The 24,704-nt window shown below is 34.9% G+C and carries 31 protein-coding genes, 1 pseudogene and 2 riboswitches; of the genes and pseudogenes, 12 read left to right on the top strand and 20 right to left on the bottom strand.

Annotation, left to right across the window (positions count from 1 at the left end; all coding sequences use genetic code 11):
* Nucleotides 1-14: 14 nt before the first annotated feature.
* On the bottom strand, nt 15-1,691 hold the full coding sequence (gene malL / locus MKO96_RS10800; protein WP_087981747.1) for an oligo-1,6-glucosidase: 1,677 nt from the start codon (nt 1,689-1,691) through the stop codon (nt 15-17).
* Between the two features lie 262 nt (nt 1,692-1,953).
* Here malL and MKO96_RS10795 point away from each other — a divergent pair, with 262 nt between their 5' ends.
* Complete coding sequence (locus MKO96_RS10795; protein WP_240587475.1) at nt 1,954-3,054, top strand: ABC transporter ATP-binding protein; 1,101 nt, start codon at nt 1,954-1,956, stop codon at nt 3,052-3,054.
* A gap of 63 nt (nt 3,055-3,117) precedes the next feature.
* Here MKO96_RS10795 and MKO96_RS10790 read toward each other — a convergent pair whose 3' ends face one another.
* The 3 genes from MKO96_RS10790 to MKO96_RS10780 form a co-directional block, all read right to left on the bottom strand.
* Nucleotides 3,118-3,627, bottom strand: coding sequence for an SDR family NAD(P)-dependent oxidoreductase (locus MKO96_RS10790; RefSeq protein ID WP_000218425.1), 510 nt, complete (start codon nt 3,625-3,627; stop codon nt 3,118-3,120).
* Between the two features lie 64 nt (nt 3,628-3,691).
* The gene (locus tag MKO96_RS10785; protein ID WP_087954423.1) at nt 3,692-3,790 is read right to left on the bottom strand and encodes a flagellar motor protein; all 99 of its coding nucleotides are present in this window, start codon (nt 3,788-3,790) and stop codon (nt 3,692-3,694) included.
* Nucleotides 3,791-4,120: 330 nt separating this feature from the next.
* Complete coding sequence (locus MKO96_RS10780) at nt 4,121-4,576, bottom strand: RDD family protein (protein WP_087981750.1); 456 nt, start codon at nt 4,574-4,576, stop codon at nt 4,121-4,123.
* 131 nt (nt 4,577-4,707) lie between these two features.
* Between MKO96_RS10780 and MKO96_RS10775 the strand changes: the two genes are divergently transcribed.
* Nucleotides 4,708-5,139 carry a DUF3997 domain-containing protein gene (locus MKO96_RS10775; protein ID WP_240587474.1) on the top strand — a complete coding sequence of 144 codons (432 nt, stop codon included), beginning with the start codon at nt 4,708-4,710 and terminating at the stop codon, nt 5,137-5,139.
* A gap of 46 nt (nt 5,140-5,185) precedes the next feature.
* Here the strand turns inward: MKO96_RS10775 and MKO96_RS10770 are convergent, their stop codons facing one another.
* Nucleotides 5,186-5,950, bottom strand: a complete 765-nt coding sequence (locus MKO96_RS10770; RefSeq protein ID WP_240587473.1) for a hypothetical protein — start codon at nt 5,948-5,950, stop codon at nt 5,186-5,188.
* 36 nt (nt 5,951-5,986) lie between these two features.
* The gene (locus tag MKO96_RS10765; RefSeq protein ID WP_240587472.1) at nt 5,987-6,715 is read right to left on the bottom strand and encodes a DUF4184 family protein; all 729 of its coding nucleotides are present in this window, start codon (nt 6,713-6,715) and stop codon (nt 5,987-5,989) included.
* 175 nt (nt 6,716-6,890) lie between these two features.
* Between MKO96_RS10765 and MKO96_RS10760 the strand changes: the two genes are divergently transcribed.
* The gene (locus MKO96_RS10760) at nt 6,891-7,133 is read left to right on the top strand and encodes a hypothetical protein (protein ID WP_240587578.1); all 243 of its coding nucleotides are present in this window, start codon (nt 6,891-6,893) and stop codon (nt 7,131-7,133) included.
* A 10-nt stretch (nt 7,134-7,143) separates the two neighbouring features.
* On the top strand, nt 7,144-7,896 hold the full coding sequence (locus MKO96_RS10755) for an AAA family ATPase (protein ID WP_000567977.1): 753 nt from the start codon (nt 7,144-7,146) through the stop codon (nt 7,894-7,896).
* 31 nt (nt 7,897-7,927) lie between these two features.
* Here MKO96_RS10755 and MKO96_RS10750 read toward each other — a convergent pair whose 3' ends face one another.
* From MKO96_RS10750 to MKO96_RS10740, 3 genes are all read right to left on the bottom strand, one after another.
* Nucleotides 7,928-9,103: an acetyl-CoA C-acetyltransferase gene (locus MKO96_RS10750; protein ID WP_000552069.1), complete on the bottom strand. Its 1,176-nt coding sequence runs from the start codon at nt 9,101-9,103 to the stop codon at nt 7,928-7,930.
* Between the two features lie 139 nt (nt 9,104-9,242).
* A complete protein-coding gene (locus tag MKO96_RS10745; RefSeq protein WP_240587471.1) occupies nt 9,243-9,692 on the bottom strand; it encodes an NUDIX hydrolase in 450 nt (149 codons plus the stop codon).
* 110 nt (nt 9,693-9,802) lie between these two features.
* Nucleotides 9,803-10,096 carry a DUF3928 family protein gene (locus MKO96_RS10740; protein WP_000288329.1) on the bottom strand — a complete coding sequence of 98 codons (294 nt, stop codon included), beginning with the start codon at nt 10,094-10,096 and terminating at the stop codon, nt 9,803-9,805.
* Between the two features lie 160 nt (nt 10,097-10,256).
* Here MKO96_RS10740 and MKO96_RS10735 point away from each other — a divergent pair, with 160 nt between their 5' ends.
* Complete coding sequence (locus MKO96_RS10735; RefSeq protein WP_240587470.1) at nt 10,257-10,874, top strand: ImmA/IrrE family metallo-endopeptidase; 618 nt, start codon at nt 10,257-10,259, stop codon at nt 10,872-10,874.
* Nucleotides 10,875-10,889: 15 nt separating this feature from the next.
* Here the strand turns inward: MKO96_RS10735 and MKO96_RS10730 are convergent.
* The 5 genes and pseudogenes from MKO96_RS10730 to MKO96_RS10710 all read right to left on the bottom strand — a co-directional run bounded on the left by MKO96_RS10730 (nt 10,890) and on the right by MKO96_RS10710 (nt 13,765).
* Nucleotides 10,890-11,131, bottom strand: a pseudogene (locus MKO96_RS10730) (DNA-binding protein).
* A 71-nt stretch (nt 11,132-11,202) separates the two neighbouring features.
* Nucleotides 11,203-11,868, bottom strand: coding sequence for a DUF1129 domain-containing protein (locus MKO96_RS10725; RefSeq protein WP_240587469.1), 666 nt, complete (start codon nt 11,866-11,868; stop codon nt 11,203-11,205).
* 22 nt (nt 11,869-11,890) lie between these two features.
* Nucleotides 11,891-12,652: a DUF1129 domain-containing protein gene (locus tag MKO96_RS10720; protein ID WP_240587468.1), complete on the bottom strand. Its 762-nt coding sequence runs from the start codon at nt 12,650-12,652 to the stop codon at nt 11,891-11,893.
* Between the two features lie 16 nt (nt 12,653-12,668).
* Nucleotides 12,669-13,433: a DUF1129 domain-containing protein gene (locus MKO96_RS10715; protein ID WP_240587467.1), complete on the bottom strand. Its 765-nt coding sequence runs from the start codon at nt 13,431-13,433 to the stop codon at nt 12,669-12,671.
* On the bottom strand, nt 13,433-13,765 hold the full coding sequence (locus MKO96_RS10710; protein ID WP_000107986.1) for a PadR family transcriptional regulator: 333 nt from the start codon (nt 13,763-13,765) through the stop codon (nt 13,433-13,435). Before MKO96_RS10710 ends, MKO96_RS10715 begins: the two co-directional genes overlap by 1 nt.
* Before the next feature lie 195 nt (nt 13,766-13,960).
* On the opposite strand from MKO96_RS10710, the gene MKO96_RS10705 reads away from it, so the two are divergent.
* Nucleotides 13,961-14,737, top strand: a complete 777-nt coding sequence (locus tag MKO96_RS10705) for a 3-hydroxybutyrate dehydrogenase (RefSeq protein ID WP_240587466.1) — start codon at nt 13,961-13,963, stop codon at nt 14,735-14,737.
* A 58-nt stretch (nt 14,738-14,795) separates the two neighbouring features.
* Here MKO96_RS10705 and MKO96_RS10700 read toward each other — a convergent pair whose 3' ends face one another.
* The 4 genes from MKO96_RS10700 to MKO96_RS10685 form a co-directional block, all read right to left on the bottom strand.
* Complete coding sequence (locus MKO96_RS10700) at nt 14,796-14,933, bottom strand: YvrJ family protein (RefSeq protein WP_000393342.1); 138 nt, start codon at nt 14,931-14,933, stop codon at nt 14,796-14,798.
* Nucleotides 14,934-15,000: 67 nt separating this feature from the next.
* The gene (gene mtnA / locus MKO96_RS10695; protein WP_240587465.1) at nt 15,001-16,062 is read right to left on the bottom strand and encodes an S-methyl-5-thioribose-1-phosphate isomerase; all 1,062 of its coding nucleotides are present in this window, start codon (nt 16,060-16,062) and stop codon (nt 15,001-15,003) included.
* The gene (gene mtnK, locus MKO96_RS10690; RefSeq protein WP_087982717.1) at nt 16,059-17,240 is read right to left on the bottom strand and encodes an S-methyl-5-thioribose kinase; all 1,182 of its coding nucleotides are present in this window, start codon (nt 17,238-17,240) and stop codon (nt 16,059-16,061) included. The genes mtnA and mtnK overlap by 4 nt, the downstream gene beginning before the upstream one ends.
* A gap of 91 nt (nt 17,241-17,331) precedes the next feature.
* Nucleotides 17,332-17,474, bottom strand: a riboswitch (SAM riboswitch).
* 71 nt (nt 17,475-17,545) lie between these two features.
* Nucleotides 17,546-18,409 (bottom strand): carbon-nitrogen family hydrolase, encoded by an 864-nt coding sequence (locus MKO96_RS10685; RefSeq protein ID WP_240587577.1) that lies wholly within the window; start codon nt 18,407-18,409, stop codon nt 17,546-17,548.
* Between the two features lie 14 nt (nt 18,410-18,423).
* Here MKO96_RS10685 and MKO96_RS10680 point away from each other — a divergent pair, with 14 nt between their 5' ends.
* From MKO96_RS10680 to MKO96_RS10655, 6 genes are all read left to right on the top strand, one after another.
* Nucleotides 18,424-19,602 (top strand): pyridoxal phosphate-dependent aminotransferase, encoded by a 1,179-nt coding sequence (locus tag MKO96_RS10680; protein WP_240587464.1) that lies wholly within the window; start codon nt 18,424-18,426, stop codon nt 19,600-19,602.
* A 64-nt stretch (nt 19,603-19,666) separates the two neighbouring features.
* Nucleotides 19,667-19,772: riboswitch (SAM riboswitch) on the top strand.
* Nucleotides 19,773-19,836: 64 nt separating this feature from the next.
* Nucleotides 19,837-21,081 carry a 2,3-diketo-5-methylthiopentyl-1-phosphate enolase gene (gene mtnW / locus MKO96_RS10675; RefSeq protein ID WP_240587463.1) on the top strand — a complete coding sequence of 415 codons (1,245 nt, stop codon included), beginning with the start codon at nt 19,837-19,839 and terminating at the stop codon, nt 21,079-21,081.
* On the top strand, nt 21,078-21,737 hold the full coding sequence (locus tag MKO96_RS10670) for a 2-hydroxy-3-keto-5-methylthiopentenyl-1-phosphate phosphatase (RefSeq protein WP_240587462.1): 660 nt from the start codon (nt 21,078-21,080) through the stop codon (nt 21,735-21,737). Before mtnW ends, MKO96_RS10670 begins: the two co-directional genes overlap by 4 nt.
* Nucleotides 21,734-22,372 carry a methylthioribulose 1-phosphate dehydratase gene (locus tag MKO96_RS10665; protein ID WP_000811321.1) on the top strand — a complete coding sequence of 213 codons (639 nt, stop codon included), beginning with the start codon at nt 21,734-21,736 and terminating at the stop codon, nt 22,370-22,372. Before MKO96_RS10670 ends, MKO96_RS10665 begins: the two co-directional genes overlap by 4 nt.
* On the top strand, nt 22,350-22,862 hold the full coding sequence (locus tag MKO96_RS10660) for a 1,2-dihydroxy-3-keto-5-methylthiopentene dioxygenase (protein WP_087981763.1): 513 nt from the start codon (nt 22,350-22,352) through the stop codon (nt 22,860-22,862). Before MKO96_RS10665 ends, MKO96_RS10660 begins: the two co-directional genes overlap by 23 nt.
* Before the next feature lie 305 nt (nt 22,863-23,167).
* Nucleotides 23,168-23,443: a hypothetical protein gene (locus MKO96_RS10655; protein WP_000054671.1), complete on the top strand. Its 276-nt coding sequence runs from the start codon at nt 23,168-23,170 to the stop codon at nt 23,441-23,443.
* 42 nt (nt 23,444-23,485) lie between these two features.
* On the opposite strand, the gene MKO96_RS10650 is transcribed toward MKO96_RS10655, so the two are convergent.
* A complete protein-coding gene (locus MKO96_RS10650) occupies nt 23,486-23,818 on the bottom strand; it encodes a DUF3909 family protein (protein WP_240587461.1) in 333 nt (110 codons plus the stop codon).
* A gap of 5 nt (nt 23,819-23,823) precedes the next feature.
* Nucleotides 23,824-24,702, bottom strand: coding sequence for an NAD(P)-dependent oxidoreductase (locus tag MKO96_RS10645; protein ID WP_240587460.1), 879 nt, complete (start codon nt 24,700-24,702; stop codon nt 23,824-23,826).
* Between the last annotated feature and the right edge of the window lie 2 nt (nt 24,703-24,704).

Here is a 24,704-nt window from a genome sequence, read left to right as displayed (position 1 = left end):
CATAAGGGTTTTTCTTATTTTAATTTAAATACCATCGCTTCATATGGACGTAATGTCATGTTATCTATCGATCCATTCTCTACGCCGTAATTGTGTATTAATAACTCTGATTCACTATAACTAATGTCCTCAGGCAATTCAAATACACATTCTGCCGCCGTAAAGTTTGCAATAACAAGAAGTTTTTCTTCTCCATATGTTCTTACGTATGCAAAAATAGAAGGATTATTCTCTAATAGTAAATCATATGATCCATACACAACTATTTCATTATTTTTACGTAACTCAATTAATTTTTTATAGTAATAAAAAATTGAATCTTTATTTTGGATCGCTTGTTTCACATTGATTTCTTTGTAGTTAGGGTTTACCGTAATCCATGGCTCACCTGTTGTGAATCCAGCATGATTCTTATCATCCCACTGCATCGGTGTTCTAGCATTATCTCGGCCTTTTATATAAATAGACTGCATTACTTTATCTATATCTTCACCGTGCTCTATCACTTTTTCCTTATACATATTTAATGTTTCAATATCTCGATATTCATCAATCGATTCAAATCGAACGTTCGTCATTCCGATTTCTTCTCCTTGATAAATATATGGTGTTCCTTTCATCATATGAAGCACCGTCGCTAACATCTTCGCAGATTCAATGCGATACATTCCATCATTACCAAAACGAGATACAACGCGTGGCTGATCATGGTTATTCCAATACAGGCTATTCCACCCTGTATGCTCTAATGCTTTTTGCCACTTCGTTAAATTCTCTTTTAAAGTAAGGAGTGAACATGGTTTTACATCCCATTTTCCGCCTTCTCCCGAATCTAAATCCATATGTTCAAATTGGAATACCATCTGCAGTTCTTTTCGTTCTTCCCCAGTATACATTTTCGCTTCTTCTGTCGTTACACCAGGCATTTCACCAACCGTCATAATATCATAATGAGACAATACTTCTTCATTCATTTCATGTAAATATTTATGAATGTTTGGACCGTTCATAAAATGCTTATGACCTGAAACATACCCCTCTTCTTCCGTTTCAACAACTGGTAATCCCTCTTCTTTAGAAATAAAATTAATAACATCCATACGGAAGCCATCAATTCCTTTTTCTAACCAAAATTTCATCATTTCATAAACATCTTGTCTTACCTTTTCATTATCCCAATTTAAATCCGGCTGTTTTTTAGAAAACAGATGTAAATAATATTCATCTGTCATTTCATCATACTTCCATGCGGATCCACTAAAAGCTGCTCCCCAGTTGTTCGGCTCTTTTCCTTCTTTTCCAGGACGCCATATATAGTAATCTCTATATTTATTATCTTTTGATTTACGTGATTCAATAAACCAATTATGTTCATCAGAAGTATGGTTAACAACTAAGTCCATCATAAGTTTCATATTACGTTCATGCATTTCATGTAATAGCTCATCCCAATCTTCCATTGTTCCGAACTCATTCATAATTTTACAATAATCACTTATATCATAACCATTATCATCATTTGGAGATTCATAGACTGGCGATAACCAAATGACATCAATCCCTAATTCTTTTAAGTAATCTAGCTTTGAAATAATACCGCGAAGATCCCCAATACCATCACCGTTACTATCCATAAAGCTACGAGGATAAATTTGATATACTACACTTTCTTTCCACCACTGTTTTTCCATTATGCTACCCCATTTCATTAATAATTCGATTTTCTATTTTTTAAGGCGCAAACGTTTTCATTAATGAATGATAACAGATTCTATCTTAATTTAAAATAGCGCTTACAAATTTTATTCTTATTTTTCTAGGAAAACATACGAAAATTACTAGTATTACTCTAATAAATGAAAACGTTTTATTTTTTTGTTTATTTTTTGAATCTATTAGTTTATAATAAATTCAAAGAAAACGTTTGCATAATTTTTTCTAGGGGGCAATACCATGGCAGAATTGAAATTAGAAAACATTTATAAAATATATGATAATAACGTAACAGCTGTAACAGATTTTAATTTACACATTCAAGATAAAGAGTTTATCGTATTTGTCGGTCCTTCTGGATGCGGAAAATCTACAACATTACGAATGGTGGCTGGACTTGAAGATATTTCAAAAGGAGCGTTTTCAATTGATGGTAAGCTAATGAATGATGTCCCTCCAAAAGATCGCGATATCGCAATGGTCTTCCAAAACTATGCTTTATATCCACATATGAGTGTGTATGATAATATGGCATTTGGATTAAAACTTAGAAAAATACCAAAAGATGAAATCGACCGTCGTGTGACAGACGCAGCAAAGATTTTAGGACTGGAACAATATTTAAATAGAAAACCGAAAGCGTTATCTGGTGGACAACGTCAACGTGTTGCATTAGGTAGAGCAATTGTTCGAGACGCGAAAGTTTTCTTAATGGATGAGCCTTTATCCAACTTAGACGCTAAATTACGTGTTGCAATGCGCTCAGAAATATCTAAATTACACCACCGTCTTGGAACGACAACAATTTACGTAACGCATGATCAAACAGAAGCAATGACAATGGCTTCACGTCTCGTTGTTATGAAAGACGGCAAGATTCAACAAATCGGAACTCCAAAAGAAGTATATGAAACACCTGAAAATATTTTCGTTGGTGGATTTATTGGCTCTCCAGCGATGAATTTCTTCCGTGGTAAATTAACTGAAACCGATTTCGTTATAGATAATTCATTAAAAGTTAAAGTAACTGAAGGAAAAATGAAGATGTTACGTGAACAAGGCTATGTAAATAAGGAAATTGTTTTAGGTATTCGTCCTGAAGACATTCATGATGAACTATTATTTTTAGAAGCTTCACAATCTACTGCCTTCACAACAAAAATCGAAGTTGCTGAGTTACTAGGTGCTGAATCTATTTTATATATGAAACTTGGAGATCAAGATTTTGCAGCACGTGTTGATGCAAGACATACATTTTCTCCTGGTGACCAAATTAAACTAGCATTTGATATGAATAAAGCGCATTTCTTTGACAGTCAAACTGAACAACGTATTCGTTAAAAAGTTTTTTCCTATATAACATACAAAAAAACCGTCCACATATTTTGAGGGCGGTTTTCATTATTATACGAGGGCTTCTACTGTATGAAATGATTGTCCTTTCGTGCCAATGATGCCGGAAATCGGTAAGTCACTCAGCACCACTTCTTCTTGCTGTTTCATAAAAGATGACGTTAATTGTTTTATCTCTATCCAAACGTCATTAATACAAAGTACATTGGAATCGTTCTCTTGTTGGCGAGAAAAAATAGAATCTATTTTATATAAACCAGCATTTTGAAAAAGCATATCAATGCGACTAAATGCATTCAAAGTAATACTGATAACGCGTTGCCAATCTCCTTGCTTTCCCATATCATAGGATACAAAAAGTGCTTCTCCGCCTAGATTCGTAATTTCCTCCACTGTTGCTTGTCCACTTTCTTGATCAATGTCCGTCACAATTACTTTTGCGCCTTGTTTAGCCAACAAAAGAGCTGTATTACGTCCAATACCGATGCCACCGCCAGTTACGATAGCAACTTTTCCTGCAAGCTTCATTTTCATTACCCCTTCTATAAGTCTTACCGTCATTCAGTATACTCCTTTATGAGATTAGTCTGCAAGCAAGAAAAGTTGCTTATTTATTTGTAAGCGATTACTTTTTTACTTCTTCTTTTTTCTTACTATTACGCTGATCGAAAACTAAACCGATGAAAATTAAAATCCCCCAAAAGATTACGCTACCTCCAGTCATTTCAATTTCCCCCTTATTATATAAAGATATTATTTTAATTATTATAACATTTTCTTAATTTTCAATCTATTAAAATCAAAAATGATATGGATTAACTTTTTCTTATTATATATCCTTTAAAATATATTTGTATAAAGTGAAACTTTAATCAGTGGGGGTTTTCTTCATCCCCCACTGATTATTAGTTGAACCAATCGGACTTTTATGGGCAGTTGATCCCCCACCTAACTTCTTTGCTTTCGCTGAATTTTGAGGTGGGGGTCTTACTGCCCATTAAAGCGGGATAAAAAAAGACCTTCTTATTTTATGTATAAAAAGGTCTCTGTTTTATTATACAAGACTTATCACTTTTGTTTTTGTAATTAAATCTTGAAAACCACAATTATCTTTGCGGAATAACATCATATATACGTTACATAATATCGGAAGTCCAAGTAGCAATATGTTCGGTAATAACAATACAAAAAATCGTATAATTAATGTTTGTAATGTTAACTTTTCACTCTTCAATGAAATTAATTTTATTCTCGTTACCTTTTTACCAAGTGTAACACCGTTCCAAATAAAGGGTACCAAAATAAAATATATCGCCATTAATATAAAAACTACTGCGAGATCATATCTATAATCACCAAAACTAATATTAAAGCGATTAAAAATAGCACTATAATTTCCGGTCATAATAGCTACTACTGCACCATACATAACCGAGATTAAAAACATATCAATTAGGGAAGCACCTATGCGATTCATTACAAGCGCTGGACGATGCATCTTTAACTTCATTTTATGTCGACTCCTTCATATCCTTCTTTACCCGTCTCATCGTACCACTTCTAAAAAACATTGTAAACTAGCGTTTCTCTTACTTTTCTTGTACAATGTGTTACAACAGCATTGTAAAGGAGGTTCCCATATTGAAAAAATGGATAATCCTATTCGTCGCATTCCTATTAGCCGGTTGTGCTGGAAATACAAATCATATAACTTATACGATTAACGATGAATACGAACTCATACGTACTTCTGGAAATGCATTTGAACTTTTCCCATCGCAAGATGCTGTATATGCCACACAATACATTCCTGCAAAAATTACAGACATTGCTTGGGATGATAAATACATTATTGCAAAACAAATTGAGGAAAAGTCAGATCCGAATAACCCTGACGGAGCAATTGCAAATAAAAAAAGTGAGCATTATTGGATTATTGACGTAAAGCATAATAAACGTTTTGGCCCTTATAATGAAAAGCAATTTAATGAACAAAAAGATGCGTTTAAAATTAAGGTACCTTTTCAAAATGTAGATTCATACATAAAAGAACAGCAAAAACAGTCAGCATAATATTTTTAGCGCTGACTGTTTTTTCTTATATGTTTTTAAAAATCCCCTACTCAGAAAGTGAGATATTAAAAGTTTGTGCCTCTTTTACAACATCTTGCGTTTCTGCATCTGCTGCAACTACATTATCTGTTGTAAACTTAATATTCTTTACCTTTTCTTTTCCATCATCAAGTATTAAGCCGATAATACCATCTCTTGTTTCACCAGGCTTATAGTCTTCTCTTGATACATTTTTTGTACCAATGAGCGTATCTTCATCATATAAAAAGTTTTGAGTTGCTACTTTAAAGTGTTGCTTATCATTAATCGTAACATCATTCATAGAGAAAAATTGCATATTTTTATTCCCGGTATTTTCCACCTTATATGTAATTTCAACGTAACGAATCGTATCACTAATTTCTGTACCACTGATCGATGCATATAACTCCGCATCTTCTTGACTTACTTTATCTCCTAATCTACGCTTTACTTCTTCAGGAGTTAATGCCGTATATACTTTTAATGTATTTTTTGCATCTTTACTCATCTGCGATAAAGAGATTACTTTCACATCTTGCATGTGAATTTTCATTGGTGCTACTTCAAATGTTTGATTCACAGATTGAATCTGGTCTAACTTAAAAGTACCCCACCCTGTTTCTTTCACTTTTTGTCCTACTTTTTTCAGCTCACGCCCACCATATTCTTTTGTTTCAGGAATAGATTCTTTCTTCTTCGGTTCAGCTTTCTTTTCTTCTTGATGGAAGCAACCACTTAACATAAGAAGAAAACTACATAAAACAAAAATACTTTTCCATGCTTTCATCATATAATTTCTCCTAACACTATCATTCATTAATGTAAATTAGTCCTTTGCTTTGTAAACTATAGAAACAATGAGAAGTCCACAAAACGAACTTGTCAGTCCAGATACTATTATACCTCCTATTTGGAAAATATGAAAATAGGGATCTACGAACGCGTGAACGATAAATATAAGAGCTGCCACAATTATTGCCGAAACCCAATACTCCCTTTTTTCTGAAGCTATCATAATATCTTTCCCTGTTTCATCTTTATACTTCCATAGTACGTATAATAGTAATAAGAAACCAACACATGTACTCCCATGTTGCATATATTTATACACTGGAATACTATGTAATCCTCTTTGTAACAATAGTATCTTCGTAACAAAATAGCCTGTATTATGAGTAAATGCATCCCAAACGACATGCGTGAGCATACCAAATAAAGCAGAATAGCAAAATACAAAGAAATCCTTCCATGTATGAAGCCCCCACCGCTCATCTACTGCATATGCAAAATAGCCAGCAAACGGTTTAGGTAAATGTGTTATAAACGGCTTTTTTAAAATGTAATGATATATGTATGCGAGTAGAAATACAAGCGGTAAATTTAAATATAAGAACCCAAGCCCTGTATGACCAATAACACCATACGGTCTAAAGTATAAAAAATATTCAAAATCAGGCGCCATACTCCCTAATATAAGAGCCGTTACTGAAATATATTGAGAACGCTTTTTCACCAAAGGAAGAATTGCTGCTGGATGCGCAAATGTAAACGGCATGTTTGAACTCCTTTTCATATCTTCAATAGAATACCATCTATCATAACGAGAGAATTGATCTTGATGCAATATTTATTTTCACATTGGAATATGATAGTTTACATGTTATAATCCACATAAAATATTCAGAAAATAAGGAGAGGTTCACGTTTCATTAACACTTGCCTTTTTTCTCATTCTGCTTATCTTCTTTGTACTTACATACATCAGCTTTTTTCTGTGGAAGCACTTAAAAATTATAAAATATATGCCTGCTCTCGTTGGCTTTATAAGCGTTCTTTTTATTTTCATATGGAAGAGAATGACTTTCGGCTGGGAAGGTCTTGGCTTTGGCGCACTTCAATATACAATACTATTTGCAAGTTGCCTTACTCTTGTATTTGCTGCTTTTTTAGAATCAAAATCCGTTATGAATTGAGGTTTATATATTGATTGACGTACCCTTTTTAAAAAATGTCACATTAAAAAAAGAAAATATCCCTAGTTTTTCTGCATATCCTTACTGTCTACCCGCTATCCGAACTTTACAATCACTTGCCTTCCACCCAAATGTAACATTCATTATTGGAGAAAACGGAACGGGAAAATCAACATTACTCGAAGCAATTGCAATCGCTTTAGGATTTAATGCAGAAGGTGGAACGAAGAATTTCCGCTTTAGTACAAACGATTCACATTCATCTTTACATGAATACCTTCGAATTTCTAAAAGTTTCAATACACCAAACGACGGTTTCTTTCTTCGCGCTGAATCATTTTATAACGTTGCTTCTTATATTGATGAGATGGATGCTGATCTAGAAGCACGCGGGAATCCAGTTATTGACTCATATGGTGGTATCTCACTACACAAACAATCACACGGCGAATCATTCTTTTCCTTATTTATGAATCGTTTTTCAGGACAAGGTTTATACATTTTAGATGAGCCTGAGGCCGCTCTATCACCAATGAGGCAACTTTCCATGCTTATTCGAATGCACGAACTAGCGGAACAAGGTTCACAATTTGTTATCGCGACGCATTCTCCTATTTTAATGGCTTATCCTGAATCCACTATATATTCTTTAACACAAGAAGGGATTCATGAATCCACATTAGAAGAAACCGAGCATTACCAAACGACAAAACTTTTCTTTGAAAATCGTGATCGATTATTTCATCATTTATTTGATTCTTAATAAAAAAGAAGCAGCGATTGCTGCTTCTTTTTTATAGTGCTTCTATAAATAATGCTACCCCAATACCGCCACCGACGCATAGAGAGGCAATTCCTTTTTCTAAACCGCGTCTCTTCAATTCATGAATTAAACTTACCGTAATACGAGCTCCTGTACAACCGATTGGATGTCCAAGTCCTACACCGCTACCGTTTACATTCACTTTTTCACGGTCTAAACCTAATTCTTTCTCTACAGCTAGGTATTGAGCCGCGAAAGCTTCATTAATTTCCAGTAAATCAGCATCTTCTAATGACCAATCTACTTTTTCTAACCCTTTACGAATTGCTGGTGCTGGTCCAATACCCATAATTTTCGGATCTACCCCAGCTACTGAATATCCAACAATTCTAGCTAACGGCTGTAAGCCTTTTTCTTTCGCTTTTTCTTCGCTCATTAATACTAGAACCGCACTTCCATCATTAAGGCCAGATGCATTCCCTGCCGTTACAGATCCATCTTTACGGAAAGCTGGTTTTAATCCTGCTAATTTTTCCGCTGTAATATCTGCACGTGGATGTTCATCCTTCGAAAATACTATTTCTTTTCTACGTTCTTTTATCGTAATAGGAACAATTTGCTCGTCAAAATATCCAGACTCGATTGCTTGCAGTGCCAATGTATGACTGCGAAGCGCAACTTCATCTTGTTCCTCTCTTGTAATTTCATATTGGTCAACTAAGTTTTCCGCAGTTTCACCCATCATAATATGGTGAATCGGATCTTCTAGTACTTCCCACACCGTATCACGAATTTCTCCGTGCTGTAGACGTTGTCCCCAGCGGTGCTGTTTTAATGCATAAGGGCTTGAACTCATTGCTTCTACTCCACCTGCAATTACAACATCACTTACACCTAATTGAATTTGCATTGCAGCTGACATAATTGCTTGCATACCTGAAGAACATTGGCGTTGGATTGTATACCCCGTAACTGTGTCAGGAAATCCTGCCGCTAATGCAGCTGTTCTTGCAGTATTTGCTTCATCAGTTCTTTGAATACAATGACCTAAAATTACTTCATCAACTTCGTGTGGTTCTACCCCGCCTCGTTTTACAGCTTCCTGAAGTACAGGAACCGCTAATTCTACTGGCGTTACATTTTTTAGCGCTCCTCCAAAAGTTCCAATTGGCGAACGAACTGCAGCTGTAATAACAACATTATGCATTTTGCACTTGCCCCTCTCTTATGTACCCTAGTCAGTTTTTAGGTGAAATTCCATAAGATGTATGTCTACATCTATCATACTATAAACATACTAAAAAATCAAAATATTTAATATAATAAAAATAGAAGGAATTAACCTTCTATTCTGTTAATGCATATAAAAATTTTTGTAAAATTTTCTCTGTCGTTTCATTTAATTTTGGTAACTTATCTACCGGAAAATATTGAAGCTTCAATCCCTCATGATCAAGCCTTAATTCTCCACTCACATTATGCCCCTGATACAGATGAATAACATTAAAAATTTCATCCCCATTAGGGTAACGGAAATATACTTCCTTTCCTGATAAGACACCTAGAAATTGCATGATTTTTGCAGTTAATCCCGTCTCCTCGAATAATTCTCGGCGAGCAGTTTCTTCCGTCGTTTCTCCTAGTTCCATCGCTCCGCCAGGTACACCCCAATCATATGTATCTGAACGATATTGAAGCAATACTTCTTGATTATCATTTAGTATAATTATTGCTGATCCAACAAGAATAAGTGGTCTTGTCCCAACGACTTTGCGTAACTCTTCAATATACCCCAATATGTAAATTCTCCTTTCCTCACCCTCCCTTATCATAACAAAATTTTTCTCCTTTTGTTGATGTAATTTCCAAGAAAAAAAAGGAAGCTTTCGCTTCCCTTTTTCCATTTTTATTTCTTAAAACTTTCATATTTCACAGCTTCAAAAGCTTCTTCAATTTCATCATTACGATAATGAACGTATGTAAAACGCCCTAATTCTACTAATCTTGCTATTTCTTGTAACGCTTTATGTTGCTCATATGTTTCCCCCAGCTTAATATGTACATAAAACTTCATTAATGGATGTTCATATAAAGGTTCTCCCACCTCTACATATACATCTTCCACCCCTTGCACAACTCTTACATAACTTGCAAATTGATAAAGAGCTTCTCTGTCTGAAACGATTTTTAATGTATACATATATTCTCCCCCTTTTCTTTACTATATCAAAAAGAGGATCACACTACGTTATAGAACTATGAAATTTTTTCGACTTGTAATAAACAAGGCGTTTATCCATACATAGGAGCTTTTTTCCACATATATTATAAGAAGAATTTTTTCAGTTGAGGTGTTCCTTATGGATCCATACGTCAATATATGTATTTGCATTACTCCAGGCGCCGATATTTCTGATGACCGTATCGCAAAAGATTTAGCAGTAGCAGAATCAATTTGGCACCCGATTACATTTCAAATTACAGACGTAATTATTTTAAATGAACTTTTCCGTTTTTCTGACCGTGAAATTAGTTATAAAAATTCTATTCAAAGTCAGGAAAAATTAGCAGCCTTTTTCCAAACATGTGTAAATGAAGCTCCTGAATGCGACCTTTACATTTGTTATATTGGCAGTGATTATTTCAAAGAAACAGCCGTAATTGCCTGCGCTTACTCTTTAGCAAAACAACAGCAACTTACTGGTTATATCGTTTTAACAAATTCAGCTGCTCCCATGAAAAATATATATACGCTCGCTCACGAAATCGGTCATATTTTATTTACAAGACGTGTTCACGGAAAACTTACTCACGCAGATCCTCATTCCCTAACTGGATCGGAGCACCATCCGTCTCCATCAAATCTTATGTACCCTATCGTACCTCGTCCTGAAAACGTCCATATTCATTCCTTATTAACAAACGAACAAAAAGAACTCTCTTTACAAAGCTCTTTATTACAAAGAAAAAAACAGTAACTGTCCTGTTACTGTTTAAAACAATTTATTCCAATCTACAAACCAAATCCCGGCTGCAAAGGATACAATATACAACTAAACGCACTCTCTCTAAAAATCAAAATATAGTATTTCTTTGGAAATAATTTATAGTATATCCAGAGCAGCCACTTTCCTAGTAAACTGAAGAGCAAAATATATCGTGATGTTTAAAATATTCATTATACTCTTTTGGTGAAAGCAGTATAAATTCCTAAAGTCATTAATCCTAGAAACATAATAGTTAATATACATATTAGTATGATTTACATATATACTCATCCTCTTCTTTCATCTCTAGAGCTTCTAATTAGAAAAATACTCTTACTAGTTGTTCAACCATAACTATCATAAAAATTGGAATTCCTAACACAAACAAACCAATCCAACCAAGAGACCGAACATTTACAATCGTTGTTATTACTAGTATAACTCCTCCAATTAAATATCTTCCTAATTGAGGGACTTCATAGAAAGGAAAACTATACCAATCTTTTAAGAACATTATTAATACTGGTAAATAAGTAAGTATTACTGCTCCAAATAGCAGTAAGCTCTTTTTCAACATACTCCTTTGAAAACTAGCACCTCTTAAAAATAAAATTCCTCCCATAATCATTAACACTAAAATAACCGGATATCCAATCAACCCTATTAAAGAAATGGTATAAGGTTCATTTAAATTTCGAAATAAAAGATCTGGAACAGTCCAATAGCATAATATGCTCATAATAGCTGTAGCTAGCCATCCTAGATTCCGTTTATAATCAACTTGCATTTCTTTTACAAGTTGATTTGCATATTCCTTTGGTGAATCACCAAACATATCCTCTACACTCTTGCCCCTTTTTTCACCTTCAGTTAAATGCAATTCTGCATCTTCTAAAAATGATTCAATATCTTTTTCACTTATCCCCTTTGCTGTTAAATAAGTACCTGTATTTGCAAGGAAATCTCGTGACTCATGAGAAAGCATCGCATTCCCTCCTTCCAAACTACTAGCTTACACTTTTTCTCTCTTCAATTTTTAAAGACCATCTCATTAATACATATAAACTTCCGTACAGAAGTAAAGATTCTAACATTCCCCAGTATGGATTTTTCTCTCCTAATCCTTTAAATACAAACATAATGAATAACGGTACGATAACAGCTAATATTCCAATCCATCCAAGTATGTACGCTTCACTAATTAACAGCACTAATAAAACAATTCCAGCTAGTATATAACTTTGCATAGTCGTTAATTGCAATACAGGTGTCCCATACCATTTATTCATAAACATTAACAATACTAGTAATAGAATTGGTAGCAAAGATGCTACATAAATAATGCCAAATTCTTTTATTTTGCTCTTAAATGATGACATTCTAAAAGCAAATACAATTCCTACAATCGTAATCATTAAAACAATTGGGTATCCAATCAATTGTACATTCGTTAATGTAAATTCATGATTTGGGCTTTCAAATAAAATATTTGTAAGTAACCAATATCCACCTATTCCAATTATCATTCCTAAAATAGTCTTTACATTTCCGCCTTTATCCTTCTCCATCTCTTTCGCCAATTCTTCTGCATACTCTTTTGGCGAATCACCAAATATATCCTTTACAATCTTTCCCTTTTTCTCACCTTCTATTAAATGAAGTTCTGCATCTTCTAAAAAAGCGTCCACATCTTCTTCTTTAATTCCCTTCGTTATTAAATACACTTTCGTATCAATTAAAAACTTTTCTCCTTCTTTAGAAACCTTCATTATAGCCCCTTCCTTATTAAACAGCTTCTCTTCTATTCATCTTCATCATAATTTCAAGGAAAATTAAAATAAACAAACTTCCGTATAAACATATAATTTGAAATAACATTGGCACGAGGTCTTCCGATGTAAATGTTTGAAACACTAACATAATAGAAAGCGGAATAATTAAATATAAGTTTTTAAACCATCCTTCAAAATATATATTTATCGCTACTGTGATGATAAATATACCTCCAGCTAATATATAGCTTTGCGTTTGAGTGAATATAAACATTTTTGTAGGATATATCACATCTAATATCGTTACAGCCCCTATTAGAAACATTGGTACAATCATGACTAAAGACCACATAGCAAACCATGTTTTTGTAAAACTTGTTACGAAGGTCATTTTACGAAGTAGAAAATTAGGACTTATTACAGCTACGATCAATGTAAAGCTATAGCCAATGCACTGAATAAGTGAAATCTGTAACATTCCGTTATTCACTATTAAGATAGAAGCAATAATCCAAAACGATACGATATTCATTACTGTAAAGCCAATTTGCTTCCACGTTTCTTGTCTATCCTTTTCCATTACTTTTACAAGTTCATTTGCATATTCTTGCGGTGAGCTTCCGAAAATATCTTCTACACTTTTCCCATCACTCTCACCCTCAATTAAATGGAGTTCCGCATCTTCTATAAAATTTTCAATATCGCTTTCTTTCACACTCTTTGCCACTAAAAATAATCTCATATCTAATAAAAACTTTCGTGCTTCACTTGATAACATTATTTTTTTCTCCCCTTCCCCTCAAGCAGACGCTCTACACTACTTTGCATCGCTTCCCAGCGATCCATAAATTCATGAAGTGCTTCCTCGCCTTTTTCTGTTAATGTATAATATTTCCGCTTTGGACCAGATGGAGATTCCTTCATTACACTTGTTATTAATCCTTCCTTTTGCATTCGTATTAATAACGGATAAATACTTCCCTCACTCGCCATTGTAAAGCCATACTTCGCTAGCTTTTCACTCATTTCATAACCGTATATTTCACCTTCAGAAATAATAGCAAGTAAGCATCCTTCTAAAATCCCTTTCAGCATTTGACTTGTCGACATAATTGAAATCCTCCCACTATCTTGTTTTACAAGATAGATAAGCGTAAGTATCTTGCTTTAAAAAATAGTATAGCAGGAACTATTTTGCAAAACAAGATAGCTAACAATATTTTTCCAAATCTTTGCAGGATTTTTATTATCAACTCTCTAAATAGAGCAATATGAGAACTTTATTACGAAGGGATGTTTTTCACCATGGTTACAAATCGAGTTGTCTTTTTAACAGGTGCTGCAAGCGGTATTGGTTATGAAATGGGAAACGCTTTTGCAAAAGAAGGTGCAAAAGTTGTGATTACCGATCGTCTTGAAGAACGTGCAAAAGAAGCTGCTGAAAAATTACAAAAAGAAGGCTATCAAGCTATCGGTTTAAAATGTGATGTTACATCTGAAGAAGAAATTACCGCTGCAATTTCTCAAACCGTTACGCATTTCGGTTCATTACATATATTAATTAACAACGCAGGAATGCAGCACGTGTCACCAATTGAAGATTTTCCAACTGAAAAGTTCGAACTACTTATTAAAATTATGCAAATCGCTCCTTTTATCGCAATTAAGCATGCCTTCCCGATTATGAAAAAACAAAAGTATGGCCGAATTATTAATGTCGCTTCCATTAATGGCCTCGTTGGATTTGCAGGGAAATCCGCCTACAATAGCGCGAAACATGGCGTAATTGGATTAACAAAAGTTGCCGCTTTAGAAGGCGCTACTCACGGAATTACCGTTAATGCGCTTTGTCCTGGTTATGTCGATACCCCTCTTGTACGTAATCAACTACAAGATTTAGCTACTACACGAAACGTACCACTTGAAAATGTTTTAGAGGATGTTATTTATCCACTTGTACCACAAAAACGCTTATTACAAGTACAAGAAATCTCTGATTATGCTATGTTTTTAGCGAGCGAAAAAGCAAAGGGTATAACTGGTCAAGCAGTTGTTATTGATGGTGGCTATACTGCTCAATAAAAATAAAGTTTGCTCACGAAGAGCAAACTTTATTTTACTTTCTATCGCTAGGACCTTCCTACTTTAGTAATTGTTTAGGGAGTTTCTCGATTGCAACAATTACCCCATCTAATTTACTTTCAATACGATGGAGTAAATATAATGTTACAACAATCGGAAACCCTACATTACCTATCATCCTGATCCACTCTTCCATCTTTCTCTCCCCCTTTCATTATATAAATAAGAGTGCGAAATACATTTAGGCATAAAAAAACAAGCTATTATGTATTAGCTTGTCTTTCAAATAATAATGCAATTTCCCGTTTATAATCTCCACGTATGATGCCTTTTTCAGTAATAATACCTGTAATTAATTCATTCGGTGTTACGTCAAATGCAGGATTATAAACATCAGTTCCAATTGGCGCCACTTGTTTTCCAAAAATTTTCGTAACTTCGGTTTCATCTCTTTCTTCAATAACAATTTCTGTACCTGTTTGTTTCGTAATATCAAACGTAGATAACGGAGCTGCAACGTAAAATGGAATATCGAAATACTTTGCTAATATAGCTAAATTCATTGTTCCAATTTTATTTGCTGTATCTCCATTTGCGACAATTCGGTCCGCTCCTACTATAATCGCGTTTATTTCTTTCGTTTGAATAGCATGAGCTGCCGTATTATCGGTAATAAGTGTTACATCAATATTTGCCTGTTTTAATTCCCAGGTCGTTAAACGCCCGCCTTGTAAAACCGGTCTCGTTTCACACGCATACGCATGTAAACGTACACCCTTTTCTTTCCCAATATAAAACGGTGCTAATGCAGTGCCATATCTAGCAGTTGCAATACTTCCAGCGTTACAAATTGTTAAAATGTTATCACCTTCTTTAAAGCATGTTAATGCATGTTCTCCAATACGCCGGCATACCGCTTCATCTTCTTGCTGAATGAGAAGCGCTTCTTCTTCTAATATTTTTTGTGCTTCTTTTATTGTAGTAATTTCTCGAATCGATTCTCTCATACGATCGATTGCCCAAAATAAATTGACTGCTGTCGGGCGTGACGTTCCTAAATAATTACAATCTCTATTAAACTTCTTTTGAAATTCTTCAATATGTACAGTGTTATATTTTTTTGATGCAAGCGCCAAGCCAAATGCAGCTACAATTCCAATTGCAGGTGCTCCTCGTACTTCTAGCATGACAATACTTTTCCATACCTCTTCAATCGTCGTTAATGTTTTGTATTCTGTGCTATGCGGCAACTTTGTTTGATTTAATACTGCAATGGCATCACCTTTCCAACTGACAGACCTCGGAACAGTAACAATTGTACTCATGCTTTTATACCTCCTGGAACTGTCTGTTGAAATAGTGTTCGGAACAGTTGAATATCAGCGCTCTTAGATTCATATTTTATTAGTTCTTTACCTAAGGATAGCGCTTGTTTCTTAGCTTGAATTCTCGTTTCTTTATTTGCTATTTCATCTAAATCAGCTACATGCGCTAAGCCAATTGTTCTACGGATAAGCTCACATCCAGCAAATCCAACGGCATCCTTAAAAATATTTTGCAAAATAATCGGCAACCATTGTTTCTCTTTCGTATATGCTTCTACACCTTCTCCAATCCATAACTTCGTAAAAGTTTCTACAAAATAACTCCACGTCTTCTCAATATGGAAAAATAGCAAACTTCTCTGTTCTTCTTCTCTGGATAGAGCATTTAATAATAGATTTGCAATAAATTGACCAAGATCAAATCCAAATGGGCCATATGTTGCAAATTCCGGATCAATCACTTTCGTTTCAGAAGGTGATGAAAAAATACTACCAGTATGTAAATCACCGTGAATAAGCGCTTCTTTTCTCGTTAAAAATTTATATTTATATTGCGCGACTTTTAACTTTAAAGTTTTGTCACTCCACAATTCATCCACCGCTAGTTGTAACTCCGGCTCATAATCATTCGTATCGTAATGACCGAACGGATCTGTAAACACTAAATCTTCTGTAATCTTACAAAGGTCTGGGTTTACAAATGCACCTTCTAGTACCCTTTTCTCTTCTGACTCTAACCCGAAATCTGAAGTATAAAACAAAACATGTGCTAGAAAACGACCAATATGTTGAGATAAAAGTGGGTACTCCTCTCCATCTATTAATCCTTTTCTTGCAATTGTTAGCCTTGATAGATCTTCTATGACTGTTACCGCTAACTCTTCATCATGACTGTACACTCCCGGCACATATTCCGGCACATACTTCGCAAAAATTTGTAATGCTTTACTTTCAATCGTCGCTCTTTTTATAGACAGTGGCCAGCTCTCACCAACTACTTTCGCATATGGCAGTGCTTGTTTTATTATAATAGACTTCTCTCCATCATCTAATTTGAACACGTAATTTAAATTTCCATCTCCAATTTCATGACAAACTACATTTGCTTTCTTTTCAAAATAACCGTGTTCTTTCGCATATTGTATAGCTGTCGTTTCAGTTAATGAATAATATCCCATCGTCTTCTCCCCCTTTTTTAAATTCAGAGGTTTTTCTGACGTAGAAAAACCTCTTTCCACAAAGAAAGAGGTTTGAAGTTTATCTTCTCCCCTCTTATCTGCCAGAAAGGTTTACTTTCTGCTGGAATTAGCACCGTGCCTTTTGGCGTAAATAAACGCCCCATTTCACAATGGTATTACGGTCGGTTGCTGGGCTTCATCGGGCCAAATCCCTCCACCTGCTCTTGATAAGAGTTGTATAATTTTTTGAATTTTTAACTTTATGTTGAAGACTATACCAAGAATAAAAATCCCTTGTCAACATTTTATTTGTATAATTCTGGACGACGATCTGCAAAAACTGGAATTCCTTTGCGTACTTCTTTAATTTTCTCAAAATGAAGCTCTCCAAATAAAATTGATTCTTCTTCATTCGCTTCTACAACAACTTTGCCCCAAGGATCGACAATTAAAGAATGACCGGCAAACTCATTATTCGGATCCTTCCCTGCCCTATTACAGGCAACAACATAACACTGATTTTCAACTGCTCTTGCTTGCAATAACAAACGCCAATGAGCTAAACGAACCAATGGCCATTCTGCTACAACAAATAAAACTTTTGCACCTTTAGCAGTATGAACGCGCATCCACTCTGGAAAACGAATATCATAACAGATTGTGCCGGCGCACTCTACATCATCTAGCTTAAATTCACCTGTACTATTTCCAGCGATTAAATATTTATGTTCATCCATAAGCTGAAATAAGTGCACTTTACTATATTCATTAATTAGTTCTCCTTTATTAGTTACAACATACATTGTATTTGTAACACCTTGCTCTGTTTGCTTCGCTATAGACCCACCGACAATATGTACACCATATTGCTTCGACCATTCTTTCAGCTTTTCTTTCGTTTGCAATCCATCCCTATCTGCAATTTCAGTAAGCCTCGTTAAATCATATCCTGTTGTCCACAGTTCTGGTAAGACAATAACATCTGGTCTTTCTTTCATCGCTTCACTTATTTTATTTTTAGCATTCTCAATATTTTTTTCTACATCTCCAAAGACAATATCCATTTGAATACATGCGACTTTCATTTTGTCAGCCCCATTCTTAATTTTTTCTTTACAAAATACTGGAAAGATTATATCATTTGTCACTAGAATTGTAACAACTTTCAAAAGAGGTGGAAAGTATGAAATTATTTCAACCTTCTGAGATAGTAACATCATTGCCAACACAATTTTTCGCTTCACTTGTTGCAAAAGTTAACAAAGTCGTTGCAGCAGGTCACGATGTTATTAATCTAGGACAAGGTAATCCAGATCAACCAACACCGCAGCATATCGTAAAAGCTTTACAAGACGCTGCTGAAAAGGCCATTCATCATAAATATCCGCCATTTCGCGGACACGAAAGTTTAAAAGAAGCCGTGGCAACATTCTATCAACGCGAATATGATGTAGTAGTAAATCCCAAAACAGAAGTTGCTATTTTGTTTGGTGGAAAAGCTGGATTAGTAGAATTACCAGTTTGTTTTACAAACCCTGGTGATACTATTCTCGTTCCAGATCCAGGCTATCCAGATTATTTATCAGGAGTTGCTTTAGCTAAAGCACAATTTGAAACAATGCCGCTTATTGCAGAAAAGAATTTTTTACCAGATTATACGAAAATCGATGACTCTATTGCCGAGCGTGCAAAATTAATGTTTTTAAACTATCCAAATAATCCTACCGGTGCTACTGCATCAAAAGATTTCTTTGATGAAACCATTCATTTTGCTAATGAACATAATATATTAGTCGTTCATGATTTTGCTTACGGTGCTATTGGATTCGATGGTCAAAAACCTGTTAGTTTCTTGCAAGCAGACGGTGCTAAAGATACAGGTATTGAAATTTACACTCTATCGAAAACTTTCAATATGGCTGGATGGCGCATCGCTTTCGCTGTGGGGAATGAAAGTGTGATTGAGACAATTAACTTATTACAAGATCATATGTATGTTAGTATTTTTGGTGCAGTTCAAGATGCTGCCCGCGAAGCACTATTAAGTTCACAGTCTTGCGTAATAGACCTTGTAAATAGTTACGAATCTCGAAGAAACGCTCTTGTTTCAGCTTGTCACTCAATTGGTTGGAATGTAGACATTCCAACAGGCTCATTCTTTGCATGGCTTCCTGTTCCGAAAGGATATACATCTGAGCAATTTTCTGATATTTTACTAGAAAAAGCACACGTTGCAGTTGCTCCTGGTGTTGGATTTGGTGAACATGGCGAAGGATATGTCCGTGTTGGTCTCTTGCATACAGAAGATAGATTACGAGAAGCCATTAATCGAATTGATAAATTAAATTTTTTCAAAAAGTAATTGACAACATGAAAAATATCTGACAAAATTCAGTTATCTTAAAAATTTAAACATTTCTAAATACTTCTTATCAAGAGCAGGTGGAGGGACGAGCCCGACGAAACCCGGCAACCGATCTACAATTGTAGACACGGTGCTAATTCTCGCAGCATTATGCTGACAGATAAGGAGCTGGTTGTAAAAAAACCTCTCCTTAGCTGAGAGGTTTTTTTATTTAACTAGGAGGTTTTAACAATGAGCGAAATTATAGCAACGTATTTAATCCATGATGATTCACATAACTTAGAAAAAAAGGCCGAGCAAATTGCACTCGGTTTAACAATTGGTTCTTGGACTCATTTGCCACACTTATTGCAAGAACAATTAAAACAGCATAAAGGCAACGTCATTCATGTTGAGGAACTAGCTGAACAAGAACATACCAATTCGTATTTACGTAAAAAAGTTAAACGCGGGATTATTAAAATCGAATATCCGTTATTAAACTTCAGTCCGGACTTACCAGCAATTTTAACAACTACATTCGGAAAGCTATCACTTGATGGTGAAGTGAAATTAATCGACTTAACATTTTCAGACGAGTTAAAACAATATTTCCCTGGTCCAAAATTCGGGATAGATGGTATTCGAAATCTTTTACAAGTGCATGAACGTCCCCTTTTAATGAGTATTTTTAAAGGAATGATTGGACGAAATATTGGGTATTTAAAAACGCAATTACGCGATCAAGCAATTGGTGGTGTAGATATAGTAAAAGATGATGAAATATTATTTGAGAATACATTAACACCACTTACGAAACGCATTGTATCTGGAAAAGAAGTTTTACAATCCGTATATGAAACATACGGACATAAAACGTTATATGCCGTAAATTTAACAGGACGAACTTTCGATTTAAAAGAAAATGCGAAACGCGCAGTGCAAGCTGGGGCAGATATTCTATTATTTAATGTATTTGCTTACGGACTAGATGTACTACAATCACTTGCAGAAGATGATGAAATCCCAGTTCCTATTATGGCACACCCTGCTGTAAGTGGTGCTTATTCAGCATCCAAGTTATATGGAGTCTCCTTTCCATTATTACTTGGAAAGCTACTACGTTATGCCGGGGCTGACTTTTCATTATTCCCATCTCCATACGGAAGTGTTGCACTAGAAAAAGAGGAGGCTCTTGCCATCTCAAAATATTTAACTGAAGACGATGCATTTTTCAAGAAGAGTTTTTCTGTTCCGTCTGCTGGTATTCACCCTGGTTTCGTTCCCTTTATTCTACGAGATTTCGGTAAAGATGTTGTTATTAATGCTGGCGGCGGGATACATGGACATCCGAGTGGGGCGCAAGGGGGCGGTAAAGCTTTCCGTACTGCAATTAATGCTACTTTGCAAAATACACCACTCCATGAAGTAGATGACATAAATTTGCATAGTGCACTACAAATATGGGGAAATCCTTCTCATGGGGTGAAATTATGAGTATTCAAGTATTTTGTGATTTCGATGGCACGATTACAAATAATGATAACATTATGTCCATTATGGAAAAATTCGCACCATCAGAAGCCGAAGAAGTAAAGAATAGAATTTTATCACAAGAGCTGTCTATTCAAGAAGGTGTTTCTCAATTATTTCAATTAATACCTACTAGTCTACACGATGATATGATTCAATTTTTAATAGAAACTGCTGAAATCCGTAGTGGTTTTCATGAATTTATACAATTTGTAAATGAAAATAACATTTCTTTTTACGTTATATCAGGTGGAATGGATTTCTTCGTCTATCCACTCTTACAAGGAATCATTCCAAAAGAGCAAATTTACTGTAATGAAACAGACTTTTCAAGTGAATTCATTACAGTTAAGTGGCCTCATCCTTGTGATCATCATTGTCAAAATCATTGCGGATTATGCAAATCATCTTTAATCCGTAAATTAAGTAATACGAATGACTTCCATATTGTGATTGGAGATTCAATTACTGATTTACAAGCTGCGAAACAAGCAGATAAAGTATTTGCTCGCGACTTCCTTATTACAAAGTGTGAAGAGAATTATATTGCTTATACACCGTTTGAAACATTTCACGATGTTCAAACCCAATTAAAACATTTGTTGGAGGTGAAATCATGAAACAACTTTTTCGTCAATGGTATGACTTAAGCGAGATAAAAAAAGAATTAACAACACGAAATTGGTTTCCAGCAACGAGTGGTAATATTTCTATAAAGGTTAGTCATGAGCCACTTACTTTTCTTATTACAGCAAGTGGTAAAGATAAAACAAAAACTACTCCAGATGATTTTCTATTAGTAGATCATCTAGGGCTTCCCGTATTAGAGACTGAATTACGCCCTTCAGCAGAAACAATATTGCATACACATATTTATAACAATACGAATGCTGGGTGCGTACTTCATGTTCATACAACTGATAATAACGTCATCACAAATTTATATAGTGATGCAGTCACCCTTCAAAATCAAGAAATTATTAAGGCTCTCGATATTTGGGAAGAAGGTGCAACAATTCACATTCCTATTATCGAAAACCATGCCCATATCCCAACGCTTGGAGAAAACTTCCGAAAGCATATACAAGGAGATTCGGGAGCAGTATTAATCCGTAACCACGGTATTACCGTATGGGGCCGAGATAGCTTTGATGCAAAGAAAAGGTTAGAAGCTTATGAGTTTTTATTCCAATTTCATATAAAACTATTATCAATTCAAGGAGGCGTTTCTAATGGCGCAAATTCGTATTCATGAAGTAAATACTCGCATCGAAAATGAAGTGGAAGTATCTAAATTTCTACAAGAGGAAGGCGTTTTATATGAGAAATGGAATATTTCTAAGCTTCCTACTCATTTAAATGAAAATTATTCGTTAACAGATGAAAACAAGGCTGAAATATTAGCTGCGTTTTCAAAAGAAATCGCTGATGTTTCAGCGCGCCGAGGTTATAAAGCACATGATGTAATTTCACTTTCAAATAGCACACCTAACCTTGACGAATTATTAATTAATTTCCAAAAAGAACACCATCATACCGATGATGAAGTTCGCTTTATTATTAGTGGTCATGGCATCTTTGCTATTGAAGGAAAAGATGGGAAATTCTTTGACGTTGAACTTGAGCCAGGCGATCTCATATCTGTTCCTGAAAATGCAAGACATTATTTTACCTTGCAAGATGATCGTCAAGTTGTAGCTATTCGTATTTTTGTTACAACTGAAGGCTGGGTTCCAATTTATTAAGGTAGTTAGTTGAATAAAAGGACTTGGATCCCCTTTTCCAACCTTTTATTCACTCTACATATATACATCCTCCTATGGAACAGGCTTATTTCAAAAAATGAAATAAGCCTGATTTTTTATTTTCTCAAACATATGAGTCCTTCTATTCCAAAACAATCTCCCCTTCTATTTTTTAAGCAAATTTTTTAACACTTTTTGAACATTTATTGAACTTTTTTTGAATTTTTTCTGAAAATTCTGTTTTGTGTATGATATACTAAAATTAAATAAAAGGAAAAGAATATCGCAAACAGAGGGGGATAATCATGAGTTTACTTATCGCACTTATACTAGGGGTTACGTGTGGAGCACTTCCTGTTATTCTAGGAGCTATTATGGAAGAGTTGGAAGTTGGTGTTTTAGGTTTTGTCGCATCTTGTGTAAGCGCTTTATTTTTTGGCTTATTCGGTGCTATTCCTGTTTCAATTCTGTGTGCATTTTATATAGTACGCCATGCTCGTGCAAAACAATTCGGTCCTAATCACATCGCACAAGTTATTCCATTCCCAATCGAACGATGCCGCCGGGCTTCTAGCTTATAATTATAAAATTAAAAATAAATAAAAGTCCTCAAATGAGGACTTTTATTTATTTTCTTCTAGAAATTGAAACAATTCCTGTAAATGTAGGACATCTTCACTATAGCTAACAGATACGTGACATATATCGTCAATCTCTGCTTGCATATAAAGGTCAACTCCATCTTGATCATATTTCAATGCCAAATAAAACTCCATTTCTTCTAACATCTTTTTTGAAGTTCGAATAACATAATGCTCCTTCTCATCTCTTCCATATTCGAATTCCGGCTCAAAATCATACTTTTGTTTAAAAGCTTCTTTTTGTTTTTCATTGATTTGTATACAAGTTGCTCGTTGTACAGCATCAATCATCTCATCAAATTTTTGAAGATCCATCTCATTTACCCCTTTATGTATTTTTTGTATAACACTTGTGTTCCGCTATTCTCTTCCCCATCTTTTATTAACTCTTCATACAATTCCTTCGCCAAACTTAAACCTGGTACTGGTAATTGTAATTTTTCAGCCTCATCTAAAGCTATGTTCATATCTTTCATAAAGTGCTTTACATAAAACCCTGGTTCAAAATCTCCCTTTAACATTCGAGGAGCTAAGTTACTCAATGACCAACTACCTGCTGCTCCCGTTGAAATACTTTCTAATACTTTATCCGGATCTAGTCCAGCTTTTTTTGCATAAGCAACAGCTTCACATACTCCAATCATGTTAGAAGCAATCGCAATTTGATTGCACATTTTTGTATGTTGTCCACTTCCAGCTGGTCCTTGCAACTGAATGTTTGTTCCTAGTTTTTCAAATAACGGTAAACATTTTTCATATATTTCTTTTTCACCACCGACCATAATTGCGAGCCTTGCTTCTTTCGCACCAACGTCTCCTCCAGATACAGGCGCATCTAACGTATATACATTCTTACTTTTACCGGTTTCATTAATACGTTTTGCCAATGTTGGTGTAGATGTCGTGAAATCAATTGCTATCGTATCTTCATTTGCATTCTCCAAAATCCCATCTATCCCAAAGTACACTTCTTCTACATCATGTGGATATCCAACCATAGTCATTACAACATCAACTTGCTTCACTAACTCTTTCGGTGTATCACACCAATTCGCACCATCTTGCACTAAAGAGTCTGTCTTCGTTTTCGTTCTATTATATACATATACTTGATAGCCGTCTTGCATTAAATGACGCACCATACTTTTTCCCATTACACCAATACCGATGAAACCTATTGATACATTTTTACGTTCCATTT

The organism is Bacillus sp. ES1-5, from assembly GCF_022487605.1.
Lineage (GTDB): Bacteria > Bacillota > Bacilli > Bacillales > Bacillaceae_G > Bacillus_A > Bacillus_A wiedmannii.
The sequence above is the reverse complement of the archived record's forward strand: the minus strand, read 5'-3'. Positions and strand labels throughout refer to the sequence as shown.